The organism is Variovorax paradoxus, from assembly GCF_902712855.1.
GTDB classification, from domain to species: domain Bacteria; phylum Pseudomonadota; class Gammaproteobacteria; order Burkholderiales; family Burkholderiaceae_C; genus Variovorax; species Variovorax paradoxus_Q.
Genome location: NZ_LR743507.1, coordinates 2147797 through 2170472, shown reverse-complemented (window position 1 = coordinate 2170472; position 22676 = coordinate 2147797). Strand labels below are relative to the sequence as shown.

General features: G+C 67.4%; 23 protein-coding genes. 13 read left to right on the top strand and 10 right to left on the bottom strand.

Going from position 1 to position 22676, the window contains the following annotated elements; all coding sequences use genetic code 11:
• Positions 1 to 11 precede the first annotated feature (11 nt).
• Positions 12 to 572, bottom strand: a complete 561-nt coding sequence (locus AACL56_RS09715) for a nucleoside 2-deoxyribosyltransferase (RefSeq protein ID WP_339089637.1) — start codon at positions 570 to 572, stop codon at positions 12 to 14.
• Positions 573 to 731: 159 nt separating this feature from the next.
• Here AACL56_RS09715 and AACL56_RS09710 point away from each other — a divergent pair, with 159 nt between their 5' ends.
• A complete protein-coding gene (locus AACL56_RS09710; RefSeq protein WP_339089636.1) occupies positions 732 to 1097 on the top strand; it encodes a glutaredoxin domain-containing protein in 366 nt (121 codons plus the stop codon).
• A gap of 13 nt (positions 1098 to 1110) precedes the next feature.
• Here the strand turns inward: AACL56_RS09710 and AACL56_RS09705 are convergent, their stop codons facing one another.
• Positions 1111 to 1434, bottom strand: a complete 324-nt coding sequence (locus AACL56_RS09705) for a hypothetical protein (protein WP_339089635.1) — start codon at positions 1432 to 1434, stop codon at positions 1111 to 1113.
• Between the two features lie 469 nt (positions 1435 to 1903).
• Here AACL56_RS09705 and AACL56_RS09700 point away from each other — a divergent pair, with 469 nt between their 5' ends.
• Positions 1904 to 2662, top strand: coding sequence for an SDR family oxidoreductase (locus AACL56_RS09700; RefSeq protein WP_339089634.1), 759 nt, complete (start codon positions 1904 to 1906; stop codon positions 2660 to 2662).
• Here AACL56_RS09700 and cynS read toward each other — a convergent pair.
• The gene (cynS, locus tag AACL56_RS09695; RefSeq protein ID WP_339089633.1) at positions 2656 to 3099 is read right to left on the bottom strand and encodes a cyanase; all 444 of its coding nucleotides are present in this window, start codon (positions 3097 to 3099) and stop codon (positions 2656 to 2658) included. The two genes, AACL56_RS09700 and cynS, sit on opposite strands and share 7 nt — an antisense overlap.
• A gap of 102 nt (positions 3100 to 3201) precedes the next feature.
• Entirely contained in the window at positions 3202 to 3624 is a 423-nt protein-coding gene (locus AACL56_RS09690) for a nuclear transport factor 2 family protein (protein WP_339089632.1), read from the bottom strand.
• Between the two features lie 97 nt (positions 3625 to 3721).
• On the opposite strand from AACL56_RS09690, the gene AACL56_RS09685 reads away from it, so the two are divergent.
• Positions 3722 to 4303 (top strand): TetR/AcrR family transcriptional regulator, encoded by a 582-nt coding sequence (locus tag AACL56_RS09685; RefSeq protein ID WP_339089631.1) that lies wholly within the window; start codon positions 3722 to 3724, stop codon positions 4301 to 4303.
• 1 nt (position 4304) lies between these two features.
• Here the strand turns inward: AACL56_RS09685 and AACL56_RS09680 are convergent, their stop codons facing one another.
• Positions 4305 to 5966, bottom strand: a complete 1662-nt coding sequence (locus AACL56_RS09680; RefSeq protein ID WP_339089630.1) for an L-lactate permease — start codon at positions 5964 to 5966, stop codon at positions 4305 to 4307.
• A 120-nt stretch (positions 5967 to 6086) separates the two neighbouring features.
• Between AACL56_RS09680 and AACL56_RS09675 the strand changes: the two genes are divergently transcribed.
• The 5 genes from AACL56_RS09675 to AACL56_RS09655 all read left to right on the top strand — a co-directional run bounded on the left by AACL56_RS09675 (position 6087) and on the right by AACL56_RS09655 (position 11429).
• Positions 6087 to 6971 (top strand): LysR substrate-binding domain-containing protein, encoded by an 885-nt coding sequence (locus AACL56_RS09675; RefSeq protein WP_339089629.1) that lies wholly within the window; start codon positions 6087 to 6089, stop codon positions 6969 to 6971.
• A 115-nt stretch (positions 6972 to 7086) separates the two neighbouring features.
• Complete coding sequence (locus tag AACL56_RS09670; RefSeq protein ID WP_339089628.1) at positions 7087 to 8244, top strand: alpha-hydroxy acid oxidase; 1158 nt, start codon at positions 7087 to 7089, stop codon at positions 8242 to 8244.
• A gap of 122 nt (positions 8245 to 8366) precedes the next feature.
• On the top strand, positions 8367 to 9710 hold the full coding sequence (locus AACL56_RS09665; RefSeq protein ID WP_339089627.1) for an MFS family transporter: 1344 nt from the start codon (positions 8367 to 8369) through the stop codon (positions 9708 to 9710).
• Positions 9711 to 9787: 77 nt separating this feature from the next.
• Positions 9788 to 10378, top strand: a complete 591-nt coding sequence (locus AACL56_RS09660) for a hypothetical protein (protein WP_339089626.1) — start codon at positions 9788 to 9790, stop codon at positions 10376 to 10378.
• Between the two features lie 148 nt (positions 10379 to 10526).
• On the top strand, positions 10527 to 11429 hold the full coding sequence (locus AACL56_RS09655) for an EcsC family protein (protein WP_339089625.1): 903 nt from the start codon (positions 10527 to 10529) through the stop codon (positions 11427 to 11429).
• Positions 11430 to 11551: 122 nt separating this feature from the next.
• On the opposite strand, the gene AACL56_RS09650 is transcribed toward AACL56_RS09655, so the two are convergent.
• From AACL56_RS09650 to AACL56_RS09635, 4 genes are all read right to left on the bottom strand, one after another.
• A complete protein-coding gene (locus tag AACL56_RS09650; RefSeq protein WP_339089624.1) occupies positions 11552 to 11995 on the bottom strand; it encodes a helix-turn-helix domain-containing protein in 444 nt (147 codons plus the stop codon).
• Between the two features lie 156 nt (positions 11996 to 12151).
• A complete protein-coding gene (locus AACL56_RS09645; protein ID WP_339089623.1) occupies positions 12152 to 13138 on the bottom strand; it encodes a tripartite tricarboxylate transporter substrate-binding protein in 987 nt (328 codons plus the stop codon).
• A gap of 36 nt (positions 13139 to 13174) precedes the next feature.
• A complete protein-coding gene (locus tag AACL56_RS09640) occupies positions 13175 to 14488 on the bottom strand; it encodes an alpha/beta hydrolase family protein (RefSeq protein WP_425337054.1) in 1314 nt (437 codons plus the stop codon).
• A 41-nt stretch (positions 14489 to 14529) separates the two neighbouring features.
• Entirely contained in the window at positions 14530 to 17043 is a 2514-nt protein-coding gene (locus AACL56_RS09635) for a tannase/feruloyl esterase family alpha/beta hydrolase (protein ID WP_339089621.1), read from the bottom strand.
• 333 nt (positions 17044 to 17376) lie between these two features.
• On the opposite strand from AACL56_RS09635, the gene AACL56_RS09630 reads away from it, so the two are divergent.
• The gene (locus AACL56_RS09630; protein ID WP_339089620.1) at positions 17377 to 18297 is read left to right on the top strand and encodes a LysR family transcriptional regulator; all 921 of its coding nucleotides are present in this window, start codon (positions 17377 to 17379) and stop codon (positions 18295 to 18297) included.
• The gene (locus AACL56_RS09625; protein WP_339089619.1) at positions 18294 to 19274 is read left to right on the top strand and encodes a Bug family tripartite tricarboxylate transporter substrate binding protein; all 981 of its coding nucleotides are present in this window, start codon (positions 18294 to 18296) and stop codon (positions 19272 to 19274) included. Before AACL56_RS09630 ends, AACL56_RS09625 begins: the two co-directional genes overlap by 4 nt.
• Positions 19275 to 19316: 42 nt before the next feature.
• Here AACL56_RS09625 and AACL56_RS09620 read toward each other — a convergent pair whose 3' ends face one another.
• Positions 19317 to 19889, bottom strand: coding sequence for a putative glycolipid-binding domain-containing protein (locus AACL56_RS09620; RefSeq protein WP_339089618.1), 573 nt, complete (start codon positions 19887 to 19889; stop codon positions 19317 to 19319).
• A 152-nt stretch (positions 19890 to 20041) separates the two neighbouring features.
• Here AACL56_RS09620 and AACL56_RS09615 point away from each other — a divergent pair, with 152 nt between their 5' ends.
• From AACL56_RS09615 to AACL56_RS09605, 3 genes are all read left to right on the top strand, one after another.
• Positions 20042 to 20680: a YiiX family permuted papain-like enzyme gene (locus AACL56_RS09615; RefSeq protein WP_339089617.1), complete on the top strand. Its 639-nt coding sequence runs from the start codon at positions 20042 to 20044 to the stop codon at positions 20678 to 20680.
• Positions 20681 to 20792: 112 nt separating this feature from the next.
• Positions 20793 to 21980 (top strand): Y-family DNA polymerase, encoded by a 1188-nt coding sequence (locus AACL56_RS09610; protein WP_339092839.1) that lies wholly within the window; start codon positions 20793 to 20795, stop codon positions 21978 to 21980.
• Positions 21980 to 22675 (top strand): TIGR02117 family protein, encoded by a 696-nt coding sequence (locus AACL56_RS09605; RefSeq protein WP_339089616.1) that lies wholly within the window; start codon positions 21980 to 21982, stop codon positions 22673 to 22675. Before AACL56_RS09610 ends, AACL56_RS09605 begins: the two co-directional genes overlap by 1 nt.
• Position 22676 lies beyond the last annotated feature (1 nt).

Sequence of the window (22676 nt, the reverse complement as noted above, 5' to 3'; positions counted from 1 at the left end):
CGGTACGGAAGTCAGGGGTTGCCTGCGGTGGTTGCACGGCGTGCGGCCAGCAGACCGGCCATCTTCTTCAACGCCGCTTCGGGCGTCGGCTCGATGTGGATCGAGCAGGCCAGCATCAGGTTGAGCTGCTGGCCGAAGTCCTCGACCGCGATGCCCGTGGCGCTTTCGCGCAGCACGCCGTTCGCATCCTTCGCGCACTTCAGCGCCGCCTGCGCGCGGTCCGCGTAACTGCCGTCGGGCACGCCGTAGGCGACCACGGGAATGCCCAGCGCGATGGCGGCACCGACCTCGAACACTGTGCCGGAATCGGGCTCGAGGCCCCTGAACGAAGCGAGGTTCGCCACCACGCCGTCTGCGCCGCGAAGGCGTTGCATGTTGGCTTCGTAGATGCGCTTCTCCAGCGCGTCGGGCGATGGCTCCTCTTCGCCATCGGCAGGCAGCAGCGCCGCAAGGTCTAGCGCATCGCACGCCCTCTTGAGCCGCACGAAATGGTCCCTGGCATCCGGGCGGAAAACGTCCGGGCCCGCAAGATAGATCCGGGGATGCGTCGGGATGTCAGTAGGCTCATTCATCGCAACAGCTTCGTCGATTCCGGGCCCCAACTCAATATGCGACGAAGAACTGCATCCGGCACATCACGGCACGCCACCGAACAGGTGTCGCGAGGAACAGGCAAGAACTCCGACGTTGCAAAGGCCCCTTACAGTCACGCGAACCCACGAAAGGTCCGAATGCCCCGCCCCATCCTAGAAGAAGCCCGCATCCACCCCGCCATCCGCACCAAGGTGGCCGAAAGCCGCCAGACCATCGTCCGCGAGGTCATGGCCGCGGTCGCAGCCAACGATGTGGTTGTGGTGGGCATGGGCATCAATCCGCATCCGAAGAAGGCGCGCAAGGTGCTCGATGCGATCGGGCAGCCGTACAAGTACCTCGAATACGGCAACTACCTGAGCCAATGGCGCGACCGCAACGCGCTCAAGATGTGGACCGGCTGGCCGACCTTTCCGATGGTGTTCGTGAAGGGCACGCTGGTTGGCGGGGCGACGGATTTGCAGAAGCTCATCGACGGCGGCGAATTGAAAAGCCTTCTCGGCTGATCGATCGCGCCGGTCAATGCGTTTCGGCCATCTCCTCGCATCGGCTTTCGATGTCGGCGTGCAACATGCCAAGTGAAGCGATCACGAATCGCTGAAGCGATGCGCGATCGGCCACACTGAGCAGTGCCTCGGGGCCATTCGTTGAACGCGCTTCGTCGCGTCGGTCTTCATCCCACGCAAGCAACGCCATCAATGTGTGCGCGCCCTGCACCACGTCGCGCGCATCGTTGAGGAACAAGGCGTATTGCCGCTCTTTGGGGTCGAGTCCCTGCAAGGGATTCCACACAAAGGGTTTGAACTCCGCACTGTCACGCGCAGTGAATGATGACTCGGCCATGTCGGCCCTCCCAATCGGTTCGGCTTTGCTACAACCGCTGCATTCGCTGTCAACCGAAGGCGGCGGCTCGAACGGGTTGACAGACCGGGAACCGCTAGGCGAAACCGGCAGGGCGCGAGCCCTCCCATCCGAGCCGCCTAAAAGGAAGCCGGAATGGCAAAAGCCGCAAACCATTGCGGGGAAGCGGCTTTCACCGCGGTTCTTTCAGGCTGTCAAACCCGGCCTCGTTCATCACGAGGCGACTGGAATGTAGCGGCGGGGTCTGCTTGCGTCAATCGATCCTCGGTATCCCCTGAGATATGCGCCAACAAGCGCACGACTCCCGCATCGCGTTTTGCAGGATCAGGCAAAAACCCCGTTCGATCCGGATACCGCTCGACGGCCCTGGCGCGAGACACTTCTTTCCATGCCCGGTGCACCCTCTTCTGTGTGCGCCCCACGGCAACCGACCAGCATGAGGAGTTTTCAAATGAGCGCAATCCAGGAAAAAGTCGTTCTCATCACCGGCGCGAGCAGCGGCATCGGCGAAGCGACCGCGCGGCTGCTTGCGCGGCGCGGCGCGAAGGTGGTACTGGGTGCACGGCGCACCGACCGCCTCGCGGCGCTGGTGGCCGAGATCGAAGCCACCGGCGGCACCGCGAGCTTCCAGCGGCTCGACGTGACGCACCGCCCTGACATGGAAGCCTTTGCCGAGTTCGCCCTCGAGACGCACGAGCAGATCGACGTGCTGGTGAACGCGGCGGGCGTGATGCCGATGTCGCCGCTGTGGAACCGCAAGATCGAGGAATGGGAACTCATGATCGACGTGAACCTGCGCGGCGTGCTGCTCGGCATCGCGGCCGTGCTGCCGACGATGCAGGAGCAGGGCTGGGGCCACATCGTGAACGTGGCACCGGTGGCCATGCAGGGCTTGCTGCCCAGTTCGGCCGTTTACCACGGCACGCAATACGCGGTGAACGCGATCTCCGAGGGCCTGCGCCAGGAGCATGCCGGCCGGCTGCACGTGACGGTGGTGAGCCCCGACGTGAACGGTCCGAGCGATCCGCTGGCCGAGCGCATCGCGGCCAGCTACTGCGCGCAGCGCATGCGCACCAACCGGCGCCTCGCGATGCCCGTGGAGGCGGTGGCCCGCTCGATCGCCGGGGCCATCGAGGGCTACGGCATCACCGCCGGTGCGATGCGCGCTTCGCCGCGGCACCGGCCGCATCCGGCCGAGTACGTTCAGTAGGTCTTGTAGGGCAGGAACTTGCCCGACAGCACCACGTTGACGCGGTCGCCCTTGGGGTCGGCCTGGCGCTGGATGTCCATGCTGAAGTCGATGGCGCTCATGATGCCGTCGCCGAACTCTTCATGGATCAGTTCCTTGATGGTGGTGCCGTACACGCTCACCACCTCGTACCAGCGGTAGATGAGCGGGTCGGTCGGCACGGGCGTGGGCAGCGAGCCCTTGTAGGGCACCACCTGCAGCCACTTCTGCTCTTCGGCGGTGAGGCCGAAGATCCTGCCGACGACCTTGGCCTGCTTCTCGTCGAGCGTCATCTGGCCCAGGCAGGCGGCGGTGGTCCACTCCTTCGAGAGGCCGACCTTCCTGGCCACGTCGGCCCACTGGATGCCCTTGCTCACCTTGACGGTGATGATCTTCTCGGTGACGTCGTTGCGGTTCATGTCGCTTGGCTCCTGGGTTTGAAAGGGATGCGCCATGACAAGCAACACACATGCCCGTTGTCTTGTGCGCACTTCCACAAGCAGGCGAGACGACAGGACCGGTCAGCGCTCCCAGCGGAACTTGCGCTCCGACTCCGCAATCGGCTGGTCGTTGATGCTCGCGAAGCGCCGCTGCATCAGGCCGTTCTCGGCGAACTCCCAGTTCTCGTTGCCATGGCTGCGATACCACTGGCCTGCGTCGTCGTGCCATTCGTATTCGAAGCGCACCGCGATGCGGTTGTCCATGAAGGCCCACAGTTGCTTCTTGAGCCGGTAGTCGAGCTCGCGCACCCACTTGCGCGAGAGGAACTCGACCACCTGCTCGCGGCCGTTGACGAAGTCGGCGCGGTTTCGCCATTCGGTGTCGGGCGTGTAGGCCAGGCTCACGCGCACGGGATCGCGCGTGTTCCAGGCGTCTTCGGCAGCCTGGACTTTCTTGAGTGCCGATTCGAGGGTGAAGGGCGGCAGCGGCGGACGGGATTCCATGAGGTTCTTTCGGTGAAGTGATGCAGGGATGTCGAGAGGGAATGCGCCGCAATGTGCCACACGTAGACAAGTCTGTCTACATGCCTACAATCGCGGCATGGACATCTCCACCCTGCCCGCGCGCGAGCGCATCCTGCTCACCGCGCACGACCTCTTCTATGCCGACGGCATCCGCGCGACCGGCGTCGACCGCGTCATCGCGGCCTCGGGCGTCACCAAGGTCACGTTCTATCGGCACTTCCCGTCGAAGGACGACCTGGTGCGGGCCTTCCTCGATCACCGCCACGGCCTGTGGATGGCATGGTTCGTCGATGCGCTGGGCCGCCGCGGCGCGCAGCAGCGCATCGGCGACGCGCAGGCCCTGCTGGTGGTCGCCGACGCCATGGCCGAGTGGTTTGCCGACCCTGCATTCCGCGGCTGCGCCTTCATCAACTCGGTGGTGGAAGTGGGCGCGAGCGTGGCCGGCGCGAGCGACATCGCGCGCGAGCACAAGCGCGAGATGGTCGAGGTGATTGCCGGCCTGTTGCCCGAAGGGCCCTGGCGCATGGCTGTCGCGCAGGCCGCCGCCCTGGGCGTGGACGGCGCCATCGTCAAGGCGCAGATGGGCGGCGCCGCGCAGGCACAGGAGGCCGTCGACGACCTGCGCCGGCTGCTTCAGGCGCTGGGCGCGGCGCCGTGAGTCACTTCACCACCATCAGCGTGAACGGCCACACATAGGCCTGCAAGGTCACGTAGAAGCCCACGAGGCAGGCCAGCGCGATCGAGTGGAAGAACACGTAGCGCAGGATCTCGCCCTCGTGGTTGAACCAGCGCGTGGCGGTGGAGGCCACCACGATCGACTGCGCATCGATCATCTTGCCCATCACGCCGCCCGAGCTGTTGGCGGCGCCCATGAGGTTGGGGCTCAGGCCGAGCTGGTCGGCCGCCACCTTCTGCATGCCGCCGAAGAGCACGTTCGACGCCGTGTCGGAGCCGGTGAGCGCCACGCCCAGCCAGCCCATCAGCGTGCCGAAGAACGGGTAGAGCACGCCCGTGTTGGCGAAGGCCAGCCCCAGCGTGGTGTCGAGCCCCGAGTAGCGCGTGAGCGTGCCGAGCGCGAGCATCAGCATGATGGTGAGCAGCGAGAACTTCACCAGCCACAACGTGCGGCCGTAGGCGGCCACGAGCTGGACCGGGTTGTACTTCATCACCAGCCCGCCCACGATCGCCGACGCCAGGATGCCGGTGCCCGTGGCGGAGAGCAGCAGCAGTTGGTACACCGCGCCCTCCTTCGTCGGCTTGGGCACCACCGGCGCCACCTTCTCGATCATGTTGTGCAGCCCCTCGATCGGGAAGTTGGGCGCGAAGATGCCGTTGAGCCAGGTCTTCACCGCTGGCAGTCCCCAGATGAAGACGAACACGGTGAGGATGAGCCACGGCGTCCAGGCGCGGATGACGGCCGCGCTCGGATGCTTCGTAGGCATGGTGGCCGGGCCGGCCTGTCCGCCGTCGGTCTCATGCCCCTTGAGCGACACCGAGGTCCAGATGGTCTTGGGCCGCCACACGCGCAGGAACAGCACCAGGCACACCATCGACACGATGGCCGCGATGATGTCCACCAGCTCCGGCCCGATGTAGTTCGACACCAGGAACTGGGGAATCGCGAAGGACACGCCCGTCACCAGGATGGCCGGCCACACCTCCATCATTCCCTTGCGGCCCGCGAAGGCCCAGATGAGCCAGAACGGCACCAGCAGCGAGAAGAACGGCAGTTGCCGTCCGATCATCGCGGTGACCGCCATCAGGTCGTAGCCGTGCACCTTGGCCAGCGTGATCACCGGCGTGCCCAGCGCGCCGAAGGCCACCGGCGCGGTGTTGGCGATCAGCGAGAGCCCCGAGGCCGCGAGCGGCGAGAAGCCCAGCCCGATGAGGATCGCCGCCGTGACCGCCACCGGCGTGCCGAAGCCCGCGGCGCCCTCGAAGAAGGCGCCGAAGGCGAACGCGATGAGCAGCAGCTGCAGGCGCCGGTCTTCCGTGATGCCGGCGATGGAGTCCTGCAGCACCTGGAAGCTGCCGTTCTGCTGCGTGAGCTGCTGCAGGAAGATGATGTTCAGCACGATCCAGCCGATGGGCAGCAGGCCGGTGATGCCGCCGAGGAAGGCCGCCTTGCCCGCCATGTCGGCCGGCATGCCGAACGCGAACACCGCGATGAGCACCGCGCTGAGCAGGCCGAGCCCTGCCGCATAGTGCGCCTTGACGTGAAGCAGACCCAGGGACACCAGCATCACGACCACCGGTATCGCGGCCAGGGCCGTCGATACGATCATGTTGCCGAACGGGTTGTAAACCTGTTGCCAGACCATGCGCTTGTCTCCTCTTTGTTGGAATCTTTTTGAGCCGGTGACCCGAGGCGCCGAAGAGTCCGCCACGAGAGACCGAGAGCGTTCGTTACCATCGTACGCCGCTACTTTCGCCAACAACAGATGGTTTCTCCGCGTCTTCCCTCGACCCAGGGCCTGCAGGCCTTCGAGGCCGTCGCGCGGCTGCGCAGCGTGAATCTGGCCGCCGAGGAGCTCAGCGTGACGCCCAGCGCGGTGAGCCACCGCATCCGCCAGCTCGAGCTGCTGCTGGGCCTGAAGTTCTTCGCGGGCAGCGACTTCAGCCTGAGCGCGGACGGCATGGCGTACCTGGCGCGCGTGCGCGAGGCCATTGCGGCACTGCAGCAGGTGCCGGGGCGCGAGCCGGCCTCGCAGGTGCGGCGGCTGCGCGTGGCGGTCACGCCCACCTTCTCGCGGCAGATGCTGCTGCCACGGCTCGCGCGCTTTCGCGACGCCTATCCCAACATCGAGCTGATGCTGCAGGTCACCGCACCGGTGCGCAACACCACGGTGGAAGAAGCCGACATCGAGCTGCGCTTCGGCACCGGTCCGTTTCACGACCGCGAGTTCTTCCAGCTGCTGGCCGACGAAGTCTCGCCGGTGTGCAGCCCGGCCTACCTCGAGCGGCACGGGCCGTTCGACGGGTTCGCGAGCGACGCCGAAGTGTCGCGCGCGCAGTTGCTGCGCACGCCGCTGGAGTCGTGGCGCACCTGGTTCAAGGCTTGCGGCGTGGGCCTGCCCGAGCCGGCCACGGGGCACCAGTTCAACGACCTTGGGCTGGCGCTCGACGCGGCCGCCGAAGACTTCGGCGTGGTGCTGATGCACCTGCGCCTGGGCAGTGCATGGCTCGACAGCGGCCGGCTGGTGCGGCTGTCGGCGCGCAGCGTGCCCTCGCCCAACGCCTACTTCCTGTGCTGGCGGCCGGGCGCCATGGAGCGCTGGGAATGCGCCACCTTCGTCGAATGGCTGCGCGAGGCGCTGCGGCAGTGAGCTGAATTCTTTTCAGTTCCGGGCCCGGCTTTTTTCAGATGGACCGTTGGGGCGGCTGCCGATAATGGCGGGTTCGCCCCCGTTTTTTCACAAAGTCCAGCCAGGAGACAAGCCCGTGTCCGACCTTTCCAAGATCACCAGCATCGAAGACCTGCGGGTGATTGCCAAGCGCCGCGTGCCCAAGATGTTCTACGACTACGCCGACTCCGGGGCCTGGACCGAGGGCACCTACCGCGCCAACGAGAGCGACTTCCAGAAGATCAAGCTGCGCCAGCGCGTGGCCGTGAACATGGAAGGCCGCTCGCTGCGCACCACCATGGTCGGCCAGGAAGCCGCGATGCCCGTGGCCATCGCGCCCACCGGCCTCACCGGCATGCAGCATGCCGACGGCGAGATCCTCGGCGCCCGCGCGGCCAAGGCCTTCGGCATCCCGTTCACGCTGTCGACCATGAGCATCTGCTCGCTCGAGGACATCGCCGAGAACACCGACCGCCATCCGTTCTGGTTCCAGCTCTACGTGATGAAGGACCGCGATTTCATCGAGCGCCTGATCGAGCGCGCCAAGGCCGCCAACGTGACCGCGCTGCAGCTCACGCTCGACCTGCAGATCCTGGGCCAGCGCCACAAGGACATCAAGAACGGCCTCACCGCGCCGCCCAAGCCGACGATCAAGAACCTCATCAACCTGGCCACCAAGCCGCGCTGGTGCATGGGCATGCTGGGCACCAAGCGCCGCACCTTCGGCAACATCGCGGGCCACGCCAAGGGCGTGAAAGACCTGTCGTCGCTGTCGTCGTGGACCGCCGAGCAGTTCGACCCCGCGCTGAGCTGGGCCGACGTGGAATGGATCAAGAAGCTTTGGGGCGGCAAGCTCATCCTGAAGGGCGTGATGGACGTGGAAGACGCGCGGCTTGCGGCCTCCAGCGGCGCCGACGCGCTCATCGTGTCGAACCACGGCGGCCGCCAGCTCGACGGCGCGCCCTCCTCCATCGCTGCGCTGCCGGCCATCGTCGATGCGGTAGGCACCGAGATCGAGGTGTGGATGGACGGCGGCATCCGCAGCGGCCAGGACGTGCTCAAGGCCCGCGCGCTGGGCGCACGCGGCACGCTCATCGGCCGCAGCTTCCTGTACGGACTGGGCGCCCACGGGCAGGAAGGCGTGACGCGCGCGCTCGAGATCATCCGCAAGGAACTCGACATCACCATGGCCTTCTGCGGCCGCACGAACATCGACGAGGTCGACTCGAGCATCCTGCTGCCGGGCACCTTCTGACCGGCTGGCGAAGGCCCCTTCGGGGGTAGGCTGATGCGGTGCCGGCTGACACGCCGCACCCTCCCTGCGGCGCAGAATGTTCTGGAAACAACAACATTGCCTGCACGGCACAAGAAGGCACCATGAGCGCAGTCACGCCTACTCCGGGAGGCCCAGCGGCCTCTTCGTCCTTGCCACAGTCGGCCCCCCACTACACGGCCGAAGAAAAGCGCCACCGCGTCTTCGCGATCATGGCGGCCTCGTCGGGCAACCTCGTCGAGTGGTTCGACTTCTACGTCTACGCGTTCTCCGCGCTCTACTTCGCGCCAGCCTTCTTTCCCAAGTCGGACCCCACCGCGCAGTTGCTGAACACAGCGGGCGTGTTCGCGGCGGGCTTCCTCATGCGGCCCATCGGCGGCTGGCTGTTCGGGCGCGTGGCCGACCGGCTCGGGCGCAAGACCTCGATGCTGATCTCGGTCACCATGATGTGCGGCGGCTCGCTCGTCATCGCGGCCCTGCCCACCTATGCGCAGATCGGCGCCTGGGCGCCCTTCCTGCTGCTGGTCTGCCGGCTGTTCCAGGGCCTGTCGGTGGGCGGCGAATACGGCACCACCGCCACCTACATGAGCGAGGTGGCGCTGCGCGGCCAGCGCGGCTTCTTCTCGTCGTTCCAGTACGTCACGCTCATCGGCGGACAACTGCTCGCGGTGCTGGTGATCGTGGTGCTCGAACAGCTCCTGACCGAGCCCGAGCTCAAGGCCTGGGGCTGGCGCATTCCTTTCGTCATCGGTGCCATCGCCGCCGTGGTGGCGCTGCTGCTGCGCCGCACGCTGCATGAAACCCAGACCGCGGAGGCCAAGGCCAACAAGGAAGCCGGCAGCATGGCCGGCCTCTTCAAACACCACACGCCCGCGTTCCTGACCGTGCTGGGCTACACCGCCGGCGGTTCGCTGATCTTCTACACCTTCACCACCTACATGCAGAAGTACCTGGTGAACACCGTGCACCTGCCGATCAAGACCGCCAGCTATGTGATGACCGGCGCGCTGTTCGTCTACATGTGCATGCAGCCGGTGTTCGGCGCACTGTCCGACCGCATCGGCCGGCGCAACAACATGCTGCTGTTCGGCGGCCTCGGCGCGCTGGGCACGGTGCCCATCCTCACGGCCCTGCAGCACACCACCAGCCCGGTGATGGCTTTCGTGCTCATCATCGTCGCGCTGGCCATCGTGAGCTTCTACACCTCGATCAGCGGCATCGTGAAGGCCGAGATGTTCCCCCCCGAAGTGCGCGCGCTGGGCGTCGGGCTGGCCTACGCGGTGGCCAACGCCATCTTCGGCGGCTCGGCCGAATACGTGGCGCTGGGGCTCAAGTCGCTGGGCCACGAGTCGGCGTTCTTCTGGTACGTGAGCGCGATGATGGTCATCGCGTTCCTCGTCAGCCTGCGGCTGCCGCGGCAGGCGAGCTACCTGCATCACGATCACTGAGCCTGTTTCGCCCCTCTGTTCGGGCAATTCGAACGCCGCGCCGTCGCAGATACTTCCGGCCTCAAAGGGAACGAGGCATGAAGTCAAAGCTGGAAAGCGCGGCGGTGCATGGCGCCGCCGTACTCATCTGCGGCGCGTTGATCGGCATCTTTGCGGCCTACCCGCCGGCCACGCCCGGCGACTGGGCCGCATGGACGCAGGCCTTCGGCTCGATCGCCGCGATCGGCCTGGGGCTGTGGGTCGTGCAGCGGTTGCATCGGCAGGAAATCGGGCGCCGCGTCGCGTCGGCTTCCGCGGCGCAGCAGTCGCAGCAACGAAGCGCGCTGCTTCTGATCGATGCGGTCTACAAGATGGCGGAGAAGGTCAGGTCGCACGCCGACGAGAGCGCGCTCGACCTGCTGCACCTTTCCCTGGAGGCCGAAGGCATCGTGTCGGCGCTGGCATCGGCCGATCACCTGAAGTTCGATTCCCCGTGCGCGATCGATGCGCTGCTGATGGCACAGGCCTCGTCGAGAAAGCTTCTTGCGCACCTGCAACGGGCCTACGACCTGTCGCTCGATGGACGCGGCCACAAGTGGGCACCCGTCAAGGAGTTTGCCGAGCAGGTGAGCGCTGCAGTGAAGGGGCCGATGGAGGCGTTCCGCGCAGAATTCATGAGTAACCAGTAAGCAGCGGTCTCGGCTCGAACCTGCCACTGCGCGAACACAGCAACACCCGACTCGCTGGCTTGCCAGGCATTCCCTCCGACGCCGAACGCCCGGGTCTGCGCAAAAACACGTTTCCAATTTTCATCAACGCCATTTCCAGTGCCGCCCCATGCCAAATCTCCCTGCCTATGACCTTCTTGCACTGAAGCAGATTCATGAATGGAAGCATCCCTCGGTCGGCTGGTTGGGCAAGAAACTGCAGTTGCTCAATCGGCCACTGGACAAGGCGGGAGACCTCCTGCTCGACACACCGGGCGTCGGCACGGTCATCAAGAAGTCCGTCGAAGGATTGACCTCGATCTGCAATGATGCCGCCCAGTGGAGCGTTCGGCCGGAGGCCATTTTCGAAGAGTTCCGCAAGGCCGGCCACGAGAACGTCAAGTCGCATGCGGATATCGTCGATCTGCCGCTGGAAGAGGTCGACAAGGTCGTCGGTTGGCTCGCAGCAAAGTACAAGGGCATCGCCGCCGCCGAAGGTGCAGGCGCGGGAGCGGCAGGTGCGCTGGGTCTGGTCGTCGATATCCCGGCGCTGATCGCACTCAATCTGCGAGCAGTCGGTGAATATGCAGCGTATTACGGGTTCGACACGACGCGCCAGGAAGAACGTCTGTTTGCATTGAACACGTTAGGACTTGCTTCTTCGCCGACCGATGCATCCAAAGCCCTGGCAATGTCTCAATTGGTCCGGCTGGCCCAGGACGTGGCAAAGAAAGTCACGTGGAATGAACTGGAGAAGAACGTCTTCGTGAAACTGGTTCAGGAGATCGCCAAAGCGCTCGGCATCCGCTTGACCAAGGCGAAACTCGCACAGGCCATCCCCATGGTCGGCGCCGCTGTTGGCGGCGGTTTCAATGCGTACTTCACTTCAAAGGTATGCGACGCGGCCTACCAGCTCTATCGCGAACGCTTCCTCGCCCAGAAGCACGGCGCAAATGTCATCGATGCTGCGGTGAAGCCGGCGGCAACATTCGATGCCGAATTCCCCGACGTGGACCTGAAAAAGGCACTGTAGCCATATCGTGTGGCTTGCAAATGGGCTGGCGCGAAAGCAGGCATCTGGAATTGGCGAAAGAGCTGATCCATTTCCTGAAGCGTCCACGCCAGCAAGTCGCGCGACCAGCCACAGGGCGCAGCTTATTCAGCCCCCAACCGCTGCGCCACTTCGACCTTGCCGAGACCGCGCACCGAAGCCAGGCTCTCCAATTGCGCAGCCCTCGGCCGCGCCTTGCCCTGTTCCCAGTGGTAGATCGTCTGGCCGGACACGCCCACGAGCTTGCCGTAGGACGCAGCGGAAATACCCAGCTTCGTGCGGTGCGAAGCCAACCGGCCCGCGCTGAAGCGTCGCTTCGTCGGTTCTTCGTCGGACGCTTCGGCGGCGCTCGAGGCGCGTGCGCTACGGGCGCTGCCCTTGGCTGCCTTGCGCAATTCCTTCTCGAGCGCACTCACTTGCCTGCGCAATGCGGCAATGGCCGCGCGGTGATGCACCGAGGCTTTCTTGAGGGTTTCGATTTCAGCGCGCACTTCCTTGCGGGCGACGCGCGAGATCTCGGACTTAAGGATGGACGCAATGTTTGGCATGCGAGGCATTGTGCCCAGCTAATGTAAACATCCGAAAAGAAATCAAACTTTTTCCAGTCGTCCAAACTTGAATCTTTTGATTACAAATAGCCGGCAATTAGCGCCTGGCCTATTGAATGAGGCCCGCGCGCGAACTGCCGGCAATGGCGACGGAATTCAGTCGGCGTACACGCCGGCCGCCTTGATGATGGGCGTCCATTTGGCGATCTCGTCGATCACGAACTTCTTGTGGCCGGCGGGCTCGATGCGGCCATCGGTCGCCACCACGGCACCGAGCAGTTCCTCGCGATGGATGAAGTCCGGGTCCTTCAGCGCGGCCTTCATTGCATCGTTGAGCTTCTTCAGCACCGGCGCGGGCGTGCCCTTGGGCGCATAGAGGCCGTGCCAGATCGTCACCTGGAAGTTCTTCAGGCCGGCCTCGTCGAGCGTGGGCAGGTCCTTGAGCATCGGCAGCGCGAGGCGTTGCGGCGTGGTCACCGCGAAGGCCTTCACTTTCTTCGCCTGGATCTGCGGCGTCGTGTTGGTGGTCTGGTCGCACAGCAGGTCGATCTGTCCGCCGATCAGGTCGGTGATGGCAGGCGCGGTGCCCTTGTAGGGCACGGGCGTCATCTCGGTCTTGGTGGCGCTCTGGTACAGCAGGCCGCACAGGTGCGAGGCCGAGCCCACGCCCGCGTTGCCGATGTTGATCTTGCCCTTGTTGGCTGCGATCCAGCCGGTCAGCTCCTTGTAGTTGTTGGCCGGGATGCTGGGCTTGGAGATGAGCGTCATCGGCACGTCGTTGACGATGCCGAGATATTCGAAATCGGTCTCGACCTTGAACGGCACGTTGCGCACCAGGCTCGGCACGGTGGCCATCGCGATGTGGTTGAGCAGCAGCGTGTAGCCGTCGGGCGCGGCGCGTGCCACCTTGGCCGCGCCGATGGAGCTGCCCGCGCCGGGCACGTTGTCGATGATCACCGTGTTGCCGCCGAGCGGCTTGCGCAGCGCCTCGGCCAGGTCGCGGGCGACGCGGTCGGTCGGGCCGCCGGCGGCGAACGGCACGACGATGGTGATGGGCTTGCTGCCCGGGAAATCCTGGGCCTGCGCGCCGGTGGCGCCCACGACGGCAGCGGCGACGGCTGCGAGGGCGAACAATGTCTTCATGGAGTCTCCGTGAGGTTGAAAGCGGTAAAAAAGGAATCAGGGTGCGCGCGAAGGCACGCGGCTCTCGAGCGCGGGCGGTTGCCACCCTGGCTTGAAGTGGCAGCCGTTCTTGCCGTCGGTGTCGTAGGTCGGCATCAGCGTCGTGCAACGCTGCGCGAAGCCTTCGGGCGTAGGTTTCTCGCCCTTGTCGATCCAGTCGAGCAGCGCGGCGAAGAGCGCGGGGTACTCCGAGTCGCTCAGGTAGCTGTGCTCGCGCTCGGTGCTGAAGCTCTGCACCAGCAGGTCGCCGGTGCCCGCGGCATCGCGGATGCGGCGGTAGGAGTTCTCGAGTTCGACGAACGCCGTCGGATCGTCGATGGCATGCAGGCCCACCGTGGGCAGCGCGGTGCGGCCGGTGGGCTGGCTGTCGGCCGCGAGCGCGCCCTTGGCCTGCGGGTCGGCGGCGTAGCGAAGCACGCCGGCATTGAGCGCCGCGTCGTCGGCAGACCCGCTGTACACCACGCCGATGTTGCCGAAGGGGTTGCGCCCGCCCAGGCGCTTCTGCACCAGGTCCTGGAACAGCCAGGTGCCCCATGCGAGGTGGCCGACCAGCGAGCGCTCCTGGATCTTCACGACCGACAGGATGGTCTTCAGGTGCGCAGCCTGCTCGGGCGTGCGCTGAGCGGCGGGCAGGCCGACGCCGGTGCACGCCTTCACGCGTGCGGCCAGGTCGGCGCGCGTGAGCTTCGAATCGAGCGGCAGACCCATCCACAGCGGGTACTGCGGCTCGTCGGGGCGCGGATGGTTGCGGCACACGTACTGGTACACCACGCGCAGGTCGAGCCGGAAGTCGTAGTTGCTGTTGCCGCCGCCGATCACGCCGCTGGTGAGCATCAGGCCGTCGTACGGGCTCTTCGCCGATCCGGCCGGCGCATACAGCTCGGCTGCCTTCGCAGCGACGCCGCCGCCGTAGCTCTGGCCGTGCAACAAGGTGCGGCGCGGCTGGCCGAAGTAGCGCACGAAGATCTGGCGCAGGCGCTCGGTGTCTTCCGCGGCCATGGTCACGCCATAGCCGCCGCGCCTGTAGGTCGAGCCGGCCCAGGCGTAGCCCGCCTTCACGGTGACGGCCCAGCGCTTGAGGTCTTCCTCGCTGCGCTCGAGCTTGGGCGGCCCGGTCTCGGGACCGCCGTGGGCATGCATGACGAGCACGCCATGGTTCCAGTCCTTCGGGATCGCGATCCAGTAGAGCGCGCCGGTGCCGTCCTCACCGGTGTAGCAGCGCGCTGCTTCGGGCACCGGCGAGGGGCAGGCAGCGGCCCTGGGCGCGGCCTGCGCACCCGGCGCCGCCTGCGCGGACAGCACCGGCGCCATGCCGATCAGGGAGAAGGCGACGAGGCCGCACAGTCTTTTTTTCAATGTCGTACTCCGAGTTCCAGCGCCGCGTTCGCTCCCGGATTGGAGACGAAGGCGAGGATGCCGCTGTTGAAGATGAAATTGCCCGGGCGGCCGGCATCGGACTGCGCCACGCCCAGCACGGGTGTGTCGTAGCTCAGCGCCGCGGCCGCACCGCCCAGATTGAAACCGCTGCCGGCCACGGTGGCATCGTGGTTCTCACCCATGACGCTGACCATGGCGTAGCTGCCGTCGGAGGTGCCGGGCGTCAGGCTCTGCTGCAGGCCGAACACGCGCAGCCCCATGTTGGCCGCCGACTCGCGCACCAGGTGCAGCGGCACGGCCACCCCGTTGACCAGGCCGATCACCATCGAGCCGGTGAGCGTGCCGCCGGTGGTCACGGCGCCGCCCGTGGGGGATGTGGTGAACACGTCGAACGAACCGCGCGTGGTGTTGTACGCGGCGTAGCCCTTCTCCGTCTGCGTGCAGGCGGCGTCGTAGACCATGAAGCTGCCGGACACCGTGTCGCGGCAGTACTGGAAGGTGCCCGCGTTGCGCAGGCGCACCGCCATCGACTGGGCGCCGGTGCCGCCCGTGCCCTGCTGCACGCCCACCGCATTGAAGATGTTCGCCACCGACTTGAAGTCGCCCGACACGGGTGCCGCCGAGAAGGTGTTCTGGAACGCCACCAGCGGCGCGAAGCCACCGCCGCTGGGCGCGTTCACGCCGCCTGTCACCACGCCGCCGGACGCGAAGGTGAACACGGCGCCGCTCTCGGCGCTGCTGTAGGTGCAGTTCGCCTCGGAAACGAGCGATCCGGTGCGCGTGGTGCCGGCGGCGCGCTGCAGGCTGGCGTCGATGGCCACGGTGTAGGCCATGGTGGCGGGGTCGATCTGCACGCGCAGTTCCTCGCCGAAGCTGTTGCCGCCCTTGTAGGTGGTGACGGAGGCAGGCAGGTTCGGGCAGGCCAGCGGATCGCCCACTTCGGTCACGCAGCTGTAGTTGACGGCGGCGTCCAGGCTGCCGCTGCCGCGGTACTTCGGCCAAGCCGGGAAGCGGCACAGCGGGCGCGTGCGGCCGTAGGTGCCTGCCACCGCGTCCACCGCCACCCCGGTGGCGGGCGCAAGGCCGCCCTCGACCCAGCCTTCGAGCGCGGCGAGCGAGTCCCAGTTGGGAATGAAGCTGCCGGTGCCGTGGCCCATGCCGGGCACGGTGTAGAAGCGCATGCCCTTGTCCACCGCCGCCTGGCCCAGCGTGGCGACGACCTGCTTGTAGTAGTCGATCGTCGAGTTGTTGCTGATCACCTCGTCGGCCAGGCCGTGCAGCATGATGAGCCGGCCGCCATGGTCGAAGAACGGCGCAAGGTCGGGATTGGTCGCATCGGTGAGCATCGACACCTCGGTCACGCGCGCGGTGTAGGCGCCCGGGTCGAGCGGGTCCAGGGTGACCGAATCGAAGCTGCTGTTGCGCGTCACGAAGTACTTCGCCCACTGGTCGCCGGTGACGAACACGTTGGCGTCGCGCGCGGCCGCTGTCGTGCCGAGGTCGCGCGTGGTGAACGGACCGGCCACCAGCGTGCCTTCGAGGATGTTGTAGCCGCCCGCACGCTTCACGCCGTTGGCCAGCGAGTAGGTCGTGAAGTTCAGCGGGTTCTCGATGGCGCGCACGGTGTCGAGCTGCGCGTCCGACAGGCAGTTGTTGCCCGTGTCCGCGCCGCCGGTGCAGCGCAGCGAGGCCAGGATCTGCGTGTTCAGCTGGCGGCAGCTTTCCACGTTGCTCACGATCCGGTCGGCCGCGCCGTCGAGCTTGTCGCAGGCATCCATGGCGGCCTTCTGGACCAGCAGCGTCTTCGTCAGGCTCAGCCAGCCGGCGGCGCCGTTTCCGTAGAGCGCGCGACCCACAGCGACGTTGGACAGCCGCGTGCCGGTGTAGTTGAGCGCGGGCTCGTTGGCGATCACGCCGTCGTAGTCCAGCGGCCAGCGCTGGATGTAGCTGAGCGCGTCGCGGCCGCCGGTCGACGTGCCGAGGAAATATGCATGCACCGGCTTCACGCCGTAGCGCGCGAGCACCAGTGCCAGCGCCACGTCGCGCGTCTTCTTGAGCGACAGGCCGCCGTAGTTGGCGAGCTGTTCGTCGTTGGCCGCGAACCTGCCGTCGGTGATGCTGCTCGACTGGTGGCCGGAGTCGTCGCCGTAGGTCGCATAGCCGAGCGCCAGCGGCGCGGGCTTGCCCGCTGGCCCGAAGCGGACGAGTTCGGTGCCGTCGATGACCACGCCGTCGAAGCCGCCGCCACCGAAATGGATGGTCTTGCGGTTCCACTGCTCGGGCAGGTTCACCGCGAAGTTGATCGCCTGCGCCGCAGGGTCGACCGGCTGGATGGTGCCGCGCACGCGGCAGTAGTCGCCCAGCGTGTTGCCCACGTCGCCCGCGGCCACCGGCGTGGCGCTGGTGACGGTGGCACCCTGCGTCGGCAGGCTGATCAGCGAGGCCAGCAGGCTCCTGCCCGCGAGGTCCGCGCAGGACACCAAGGGCACCACGGGCGGAGGAGGCGGATTGTCGGGAGGGTCCTGCGCAGCGTCGCCCGCAGGAGGATTGCTGCCGCTGGCAGGTGGCGTGGCCGGCAGGAAGAAGCCTGCGCCTCCTCCACCTCCCCCGCCACCCCTCCGCCGCCGCAGGCGGACAGGACCAGCGAGACGCCGATCAGCGAAAGAACGGCACGAAACTTCGATGCGGGGCGCTGGATGCGCATGGATTTGTCTCCGGCATGCGGCCTCGATGGGCCGCTTTTTGAATGGGCGGCCGGACGATAGATGCCGGGTGACATAGGGTCAAATAAAATAAAAAGGTAGTTTTCATACGAAAAAAATATGGACATACGCGCGCTGCGCTACTTCGCTGCCGTTGCGGAGACAGGCCACATGACACACGCGGCGGAGCAGCTGGGCATCCAGCAGCCGCCGCTGAGCCAGCAGATCAAGGCGCTCGAGCGCGAGCTCGGCACGCTGCTGTTCCGCCGCCATCCGCGCGGCGTCGCACTCACGGATGCAGGCCGCCTGTTCCAGGTCGAGGCGCTGCGCATGCTGCAGGACATGGACGCCATGAAGCAGCGCATGGCGCGCGTGGCAACGGGCCAGGCCGGCACGCTGGCGGTGGGCTTCACCAGTTCGGCCGCGGCGCACCGCTTCATGCCCGAGGCGCTGCGCGCCTTCCGCCGCGCCTACCCTGCCGTCGAGCTTCAGCTGCGCGAGGACAACGCGGCCGAACTCACCGAAGCACTGGCCGCGGGCCGGCTGCATTGCGGCCTGCTGCGCGTGCCGGTGGCGCGGCCCGAGGGGCTGGTGTTCGAGACGCTGCTGCGCGAGCCGGTGTGGGTGGCCATGCCCAGCGACCATCGCCTTGCCCTTGCGCGCACCAAGGCCTCGCGTCCTCTGCCGCTGGCGAAGTTGTGCGAGGAAGGCATCATCCTGGTGCGCCGTCCGGGCGCGCCCGGCCTCTACGCCGATCTGCTCGCGCTGTGCCACGCCAAGGGCCTGCGCCCGCGCGTGGTGGCCGAAGTCGATCGCATGATGACCAACCTGAATCTCGTGGCCGCGGGTGTCGGACTGTCGGTGGTGCCGGCGTCCATGACCGGCGTGCATGCGCACGCCATCGCCTACGCGCGGCTGGCCGACGGCGGGCAGCTCGACGCGCCGCTCACGCTGGTCTCGCGTTCACACGAAGACAACCTGCCCGCGCAGCACTTCGCGACGCTGCTGCGCCGGCTGGCCGACGGGGAGCCGGTGTCATGAGCCTGCTCCGGCGCCGGCCCTTCCTCCAGCTCGCGGCCGCCGGCGCGGCGCCGCAGTGGCTGCAGGCTGCGCCCGTGGCGTGGCCGAGCCGGCCGCTGCGCCTGTTCGTGGTGTACCCGCCCGGCGGCGTGAGCGACGGCATGGCGCGGGTGCTGGCAGACCCGCTGGCACAGGCGCTCGGCGTGCCGGTGCTCATCGAGAACCGCCCCGGCGCGGGCGGCAGCCTGGGCATCGACGCGCTCTCTCGAGCGGCACCCGACGGCCACACGCTGGCCTTTTCCGCCATCAGCCCGCTCACGCTGCACCCGCTGATCGCGAGCGTGGCCTACGACCCGATGCGCGCAGTGGTGCCGGTGGCCAGCGTGATGCGCACGCCCGTGCTGGTGGTGGGCACGCCGGCCTTCACCGGGCGCGACTTCGGCGAAATGATCGCGCAGGCGCGGCGGCAGCCGGGCACGGTGCGCTGGGCGACCTCGGGCGTGGCCACCATCGGCCACATGGTGCTCGCCCAAGTGCGCATGCAGAGCCGCACCGACATCACGCACATCCCCTACCAGGGCGGCGGCCCGCAGCTCAACGACGCGCTGAGCGGGCAGTTCGAGGTGCTGTCGACCAACGTGGCGGCACAGCAGCTGCAGTACATCGAAGGCAGGCGCTTCCAGGCGCTGGCGGTGGGTGCGCCCGAGCGCATCGAGGCCCTGCCTGCAGTACCCACGCTGGCCGAGCTCGGGTTCGAGAAGGCAAACCGCGACTCGCTGTTCGGCATCTTCGCGCCGGCCCGTACACCCGCAGCGGTGGTGCAGCGGCTCAACGCGGAGATCAACCGCGTGTTGCACAGCGACACGGTGCGCGAACGGTTGCGAGCGGCCTACAACCTGCCCGCCGGTGGCAGCACCGACGACTTCACGCACGAGATCGCGGTGGACCGGCGACGCAACCGCGAGCTGGTGGCGGGCGGGCGGGCGCAGTTCGACTGAGCTTTACGCAGGCCCCCGCGCCGTGTCGCGCCGGGTTGCAGCCTAGGTTTCCGCGACCCAGAGCCGCGGGTAGTCGCTGACGAAGCCATCGTCGGTCACAGCCAGCGTGGCTGCATAGTCGAAACGCCTGGCCTCGTAGGCGTACTCGTTGTCGCCGCGCCGTTCGTAGCGCTGCATCAGCTCGCTCAGCACGCCCCCGCCCTCGAGATCGACCCACGCGGCCGGCGCATCGGCGGCCTCGCCCTTCGACAGCTTGAGCCGGCGCAGCTGCAGCAGGTTGGTGGCGGGCGTGAACCCCAGGTCGAGATCGACGCAGTGCGACAGGTCGGGCACAGCTTCGTCGTTGAGCTTCCAGCGGCCGTGCGCGTCGCGTGCGATCGACAGGTCGACCGCCTCGCCGCCGAGCCAGCCGCGCACCGTGCCCCACTGCGTGTGCCACAGCAGGTCGCAGCGCACGCGGTAGTGCAGCTGGGCGATCCGGCCGCCGTCCATGCGGAAAACGGCCGCGCCGTCGAGTTGCCAGGCCGAGGCGTTGCGTTCGAGACGGCAGGCATCGTGACCCGGTGCATCGAGCCTGCGCCAGAGGATGGAGGCGACGGTTTGCATGGCGCGCATGATGGCACCGCCACGCTGCCGTGTGCAAGCAATGACCCGCCGGCCCTGCTGGCGGCAGTCAGGCCGGTGCAAGGGACGATCCGCCCGCACGATGCACGGCGGCGCGGCCGGGGCGGCCTGCGCCGCGAGGCGTGCAGCACAATGCCCGCCACATGATCTTCACGCCCCGTCCGGCCTTCGCACTCGCCCTCGCCCTCGCGGCGGCACTGTCTGCCGCCCTCCTCGTCCCCGCCGCACATGCGGCTCCGGCACTGAAGGACGGCGACATCGTCTTCCATACCTCGCGCTCGGCCCAGAGCCTCGCGGTGCAGCGCGCCACGGGCTCGCGGTACAGCCACATGGGCATCGTGCTGCTGCGCGACGGCAAGCCCTACGTGTTCGAGGCGGTGCAGACGGTGCGCTACACGCCGCTGGCGCAATGGGCCGCACGCGGCAACGGCGGGCACTACGTGGCGAAGCGGCTGCGCAATGCCGACACGCTGCTGACACCCGGCGCGGTGGCCAGGCTGCGCGCGGGCACCTCGGACTTCGAAGGACGCCCCTACGACCTGACCTTCGAGTGGTCGGACCGGCGCATCTACTGTTCCGAGCTGGTGTGGAAGCTCTACCAGCGCGCGCTGGGCGTGCGCATCGGCGAGCTGCAGAAGATCCGCGAATTCAACCTGGGCGATCCGGCCGTGCGCGCCAAGATGCGCGAGCGCTACGGCGACAGGGTGCCCATGGACGAGCCGGTGATCTCGCCGGTCGCGATGTTCGACTCGCCGCTGCTCAGGACCGTCGAGACGCGCTGAACGAAGGCCCCCGGGCAGGCGAAGGCGGCCCACCCGGGAGACAATTGTGGCCGTGAGTTCCCCGAAGCCGCCTTCCCCGACACCGCCGATCCGGCGCATCGCGCACCTCGACATGGACGCCTTCTACGGCTCGGTCGAGCTGCTGCGCTATCCGCAGCTCAAGGGCCTGCCGGTGGTGATCGGCGGCGGCCGGCGGCGCGTGGACGAGGCGATCCGCGACCTGCCGGAAGGCGGCACGCTGGCCGACATCCCGGTCGACGCGTTTCCGCGCCTGAAGGACTACGCCGGCCGCGGCGTGATCACCACCGCCACCTACCCGGCGCGCCAGTTCGGCGTGGGCTCGGCCATGGGCCTCATGAAGGCCGCGAAGCTTTGCCCGCAGGCGATCATCCTGCCGGTGGACTTCGACGAATACCGGCGCTATTCGCGGGCCTTCAAGCAGGTGATCCTGGAGGTGGCGCCGCTCATGGAAGACCGCGGCGTGGACGAGGTCTACATCGATTTCACCGACGTGCCCGGCGGCCAGCGCGACGGCGGGCGGTCGCTGGCGCGGCTGCTGCAGAAGGCCATCTTCGACGCAACCGGCCTGACCTGCTCGATCGGCGTGGCGCCCAACAAGCTCATCGCCAAGATGGCCAGCGAGTTCGAGAAGCCCAACGGCATCTCGGTGGTGTACGAAGACGACCTCGAGACGCGCATCTGGCCGCTGCCCTGCCGCAAGGTGAACGGCATCGGCCCCAAGGCCGACGAGAAGCTCAAGCGCTTCGGCATCGAGACCGTGGGCCAGCTGGCGGCGCGCGACCGCGACTGGCTCGTTGCCAACTTCGGCAAGGCCACCGGCGCGTGGATGCACGAGGTGTCCTGGGGCCGCGACAACCGGCCGGTCGTGACCGAGAGCGAGCCGGTGTCGATGAGCCGCGAGACCACCTTCGACCGCGACCTGCACGCGGTGCGCGACCGCGCCGAGCTGGGCGCGATCTTCACGCAGCTGTGCGAGAAGGTCGCCGAGGACCTGCAGCGCAAGGGCTACGTGGGCAAGACCATCGGCATCAAGCTGCGCTACGACGACTTCAGGATCGCCACGCGCGACCAGACGATCGACCGCTTCACCGCCGACGCGAAGACCATCCGGCAGACCGGCGGCCAGTGCCTGAAGCGCGTGCCGCTCGAGCGGCCGCTGCGGCTGCTGGGCGTGCGGGTGGGCGCACTGGCGAAGGCGGGCAGCCCCGAGGCGCTCGCGCCCGTGGGTTCGCCGCGCGCCGCGCCGGAGCCGGTGGCGACCACCGCTTCGCTGTTCTGATGCGCATGCTGAAACGCTGGCTCCTGCGCCTTGCGTTCGCACTGCTGGGGCTGGTCGCACTGGTCGGGCTCTACGTCGCCACGGCCTTCGCGCTGGTGATGTGGCCGGCCAACGCCGAACCCGGGCACGCGCCAGACAAGGTGGCCGAGGTGCAGGCCTGGGTGCTGAGCAACGGCGTGCACACCGACTACGTGTTCCCCATCCGCTCGGCCACGGTCGACTGGCTGCAGGTGTTCCCGCTGAGCGACTTCCGCGCCCCGCCGCCCGATGCCGAGTTCGTCGCCATCGGCTGGGGCGACCGCGAGTTCTACCTGAACACCCCGACCTGGGGCGACCTGACCGCCGCACGCGCGTTCGGTGCGCTGTCGGGCGGCAACCGCGCGCTGGTGCACGTGAGCTACCTGCGGCGCGCCCAGCTGGCGCGCGGCGCCTACCGGTTGCCGCTGTCTGAGGCGCAATACGCCCGGCTTGTGGACTACGTGCGCGCCTCGCTGCCGCAGGGCCGCGCCACCGCCATCGCCGGTGCGCACTACGACAGCCAGGATGCCTTCTACGAGGCGAACGGCGGCTACAACCTGTTCGAGACCTGCAACACCTGGAGCGGCCGCGGCCTGCGCCTGGCCGGCGTGCCCATGAGCCGCTGGACACCGTTCGACTTCACGGTGACCTGGCACCTGGCGCCAGGCCACCCCTGAG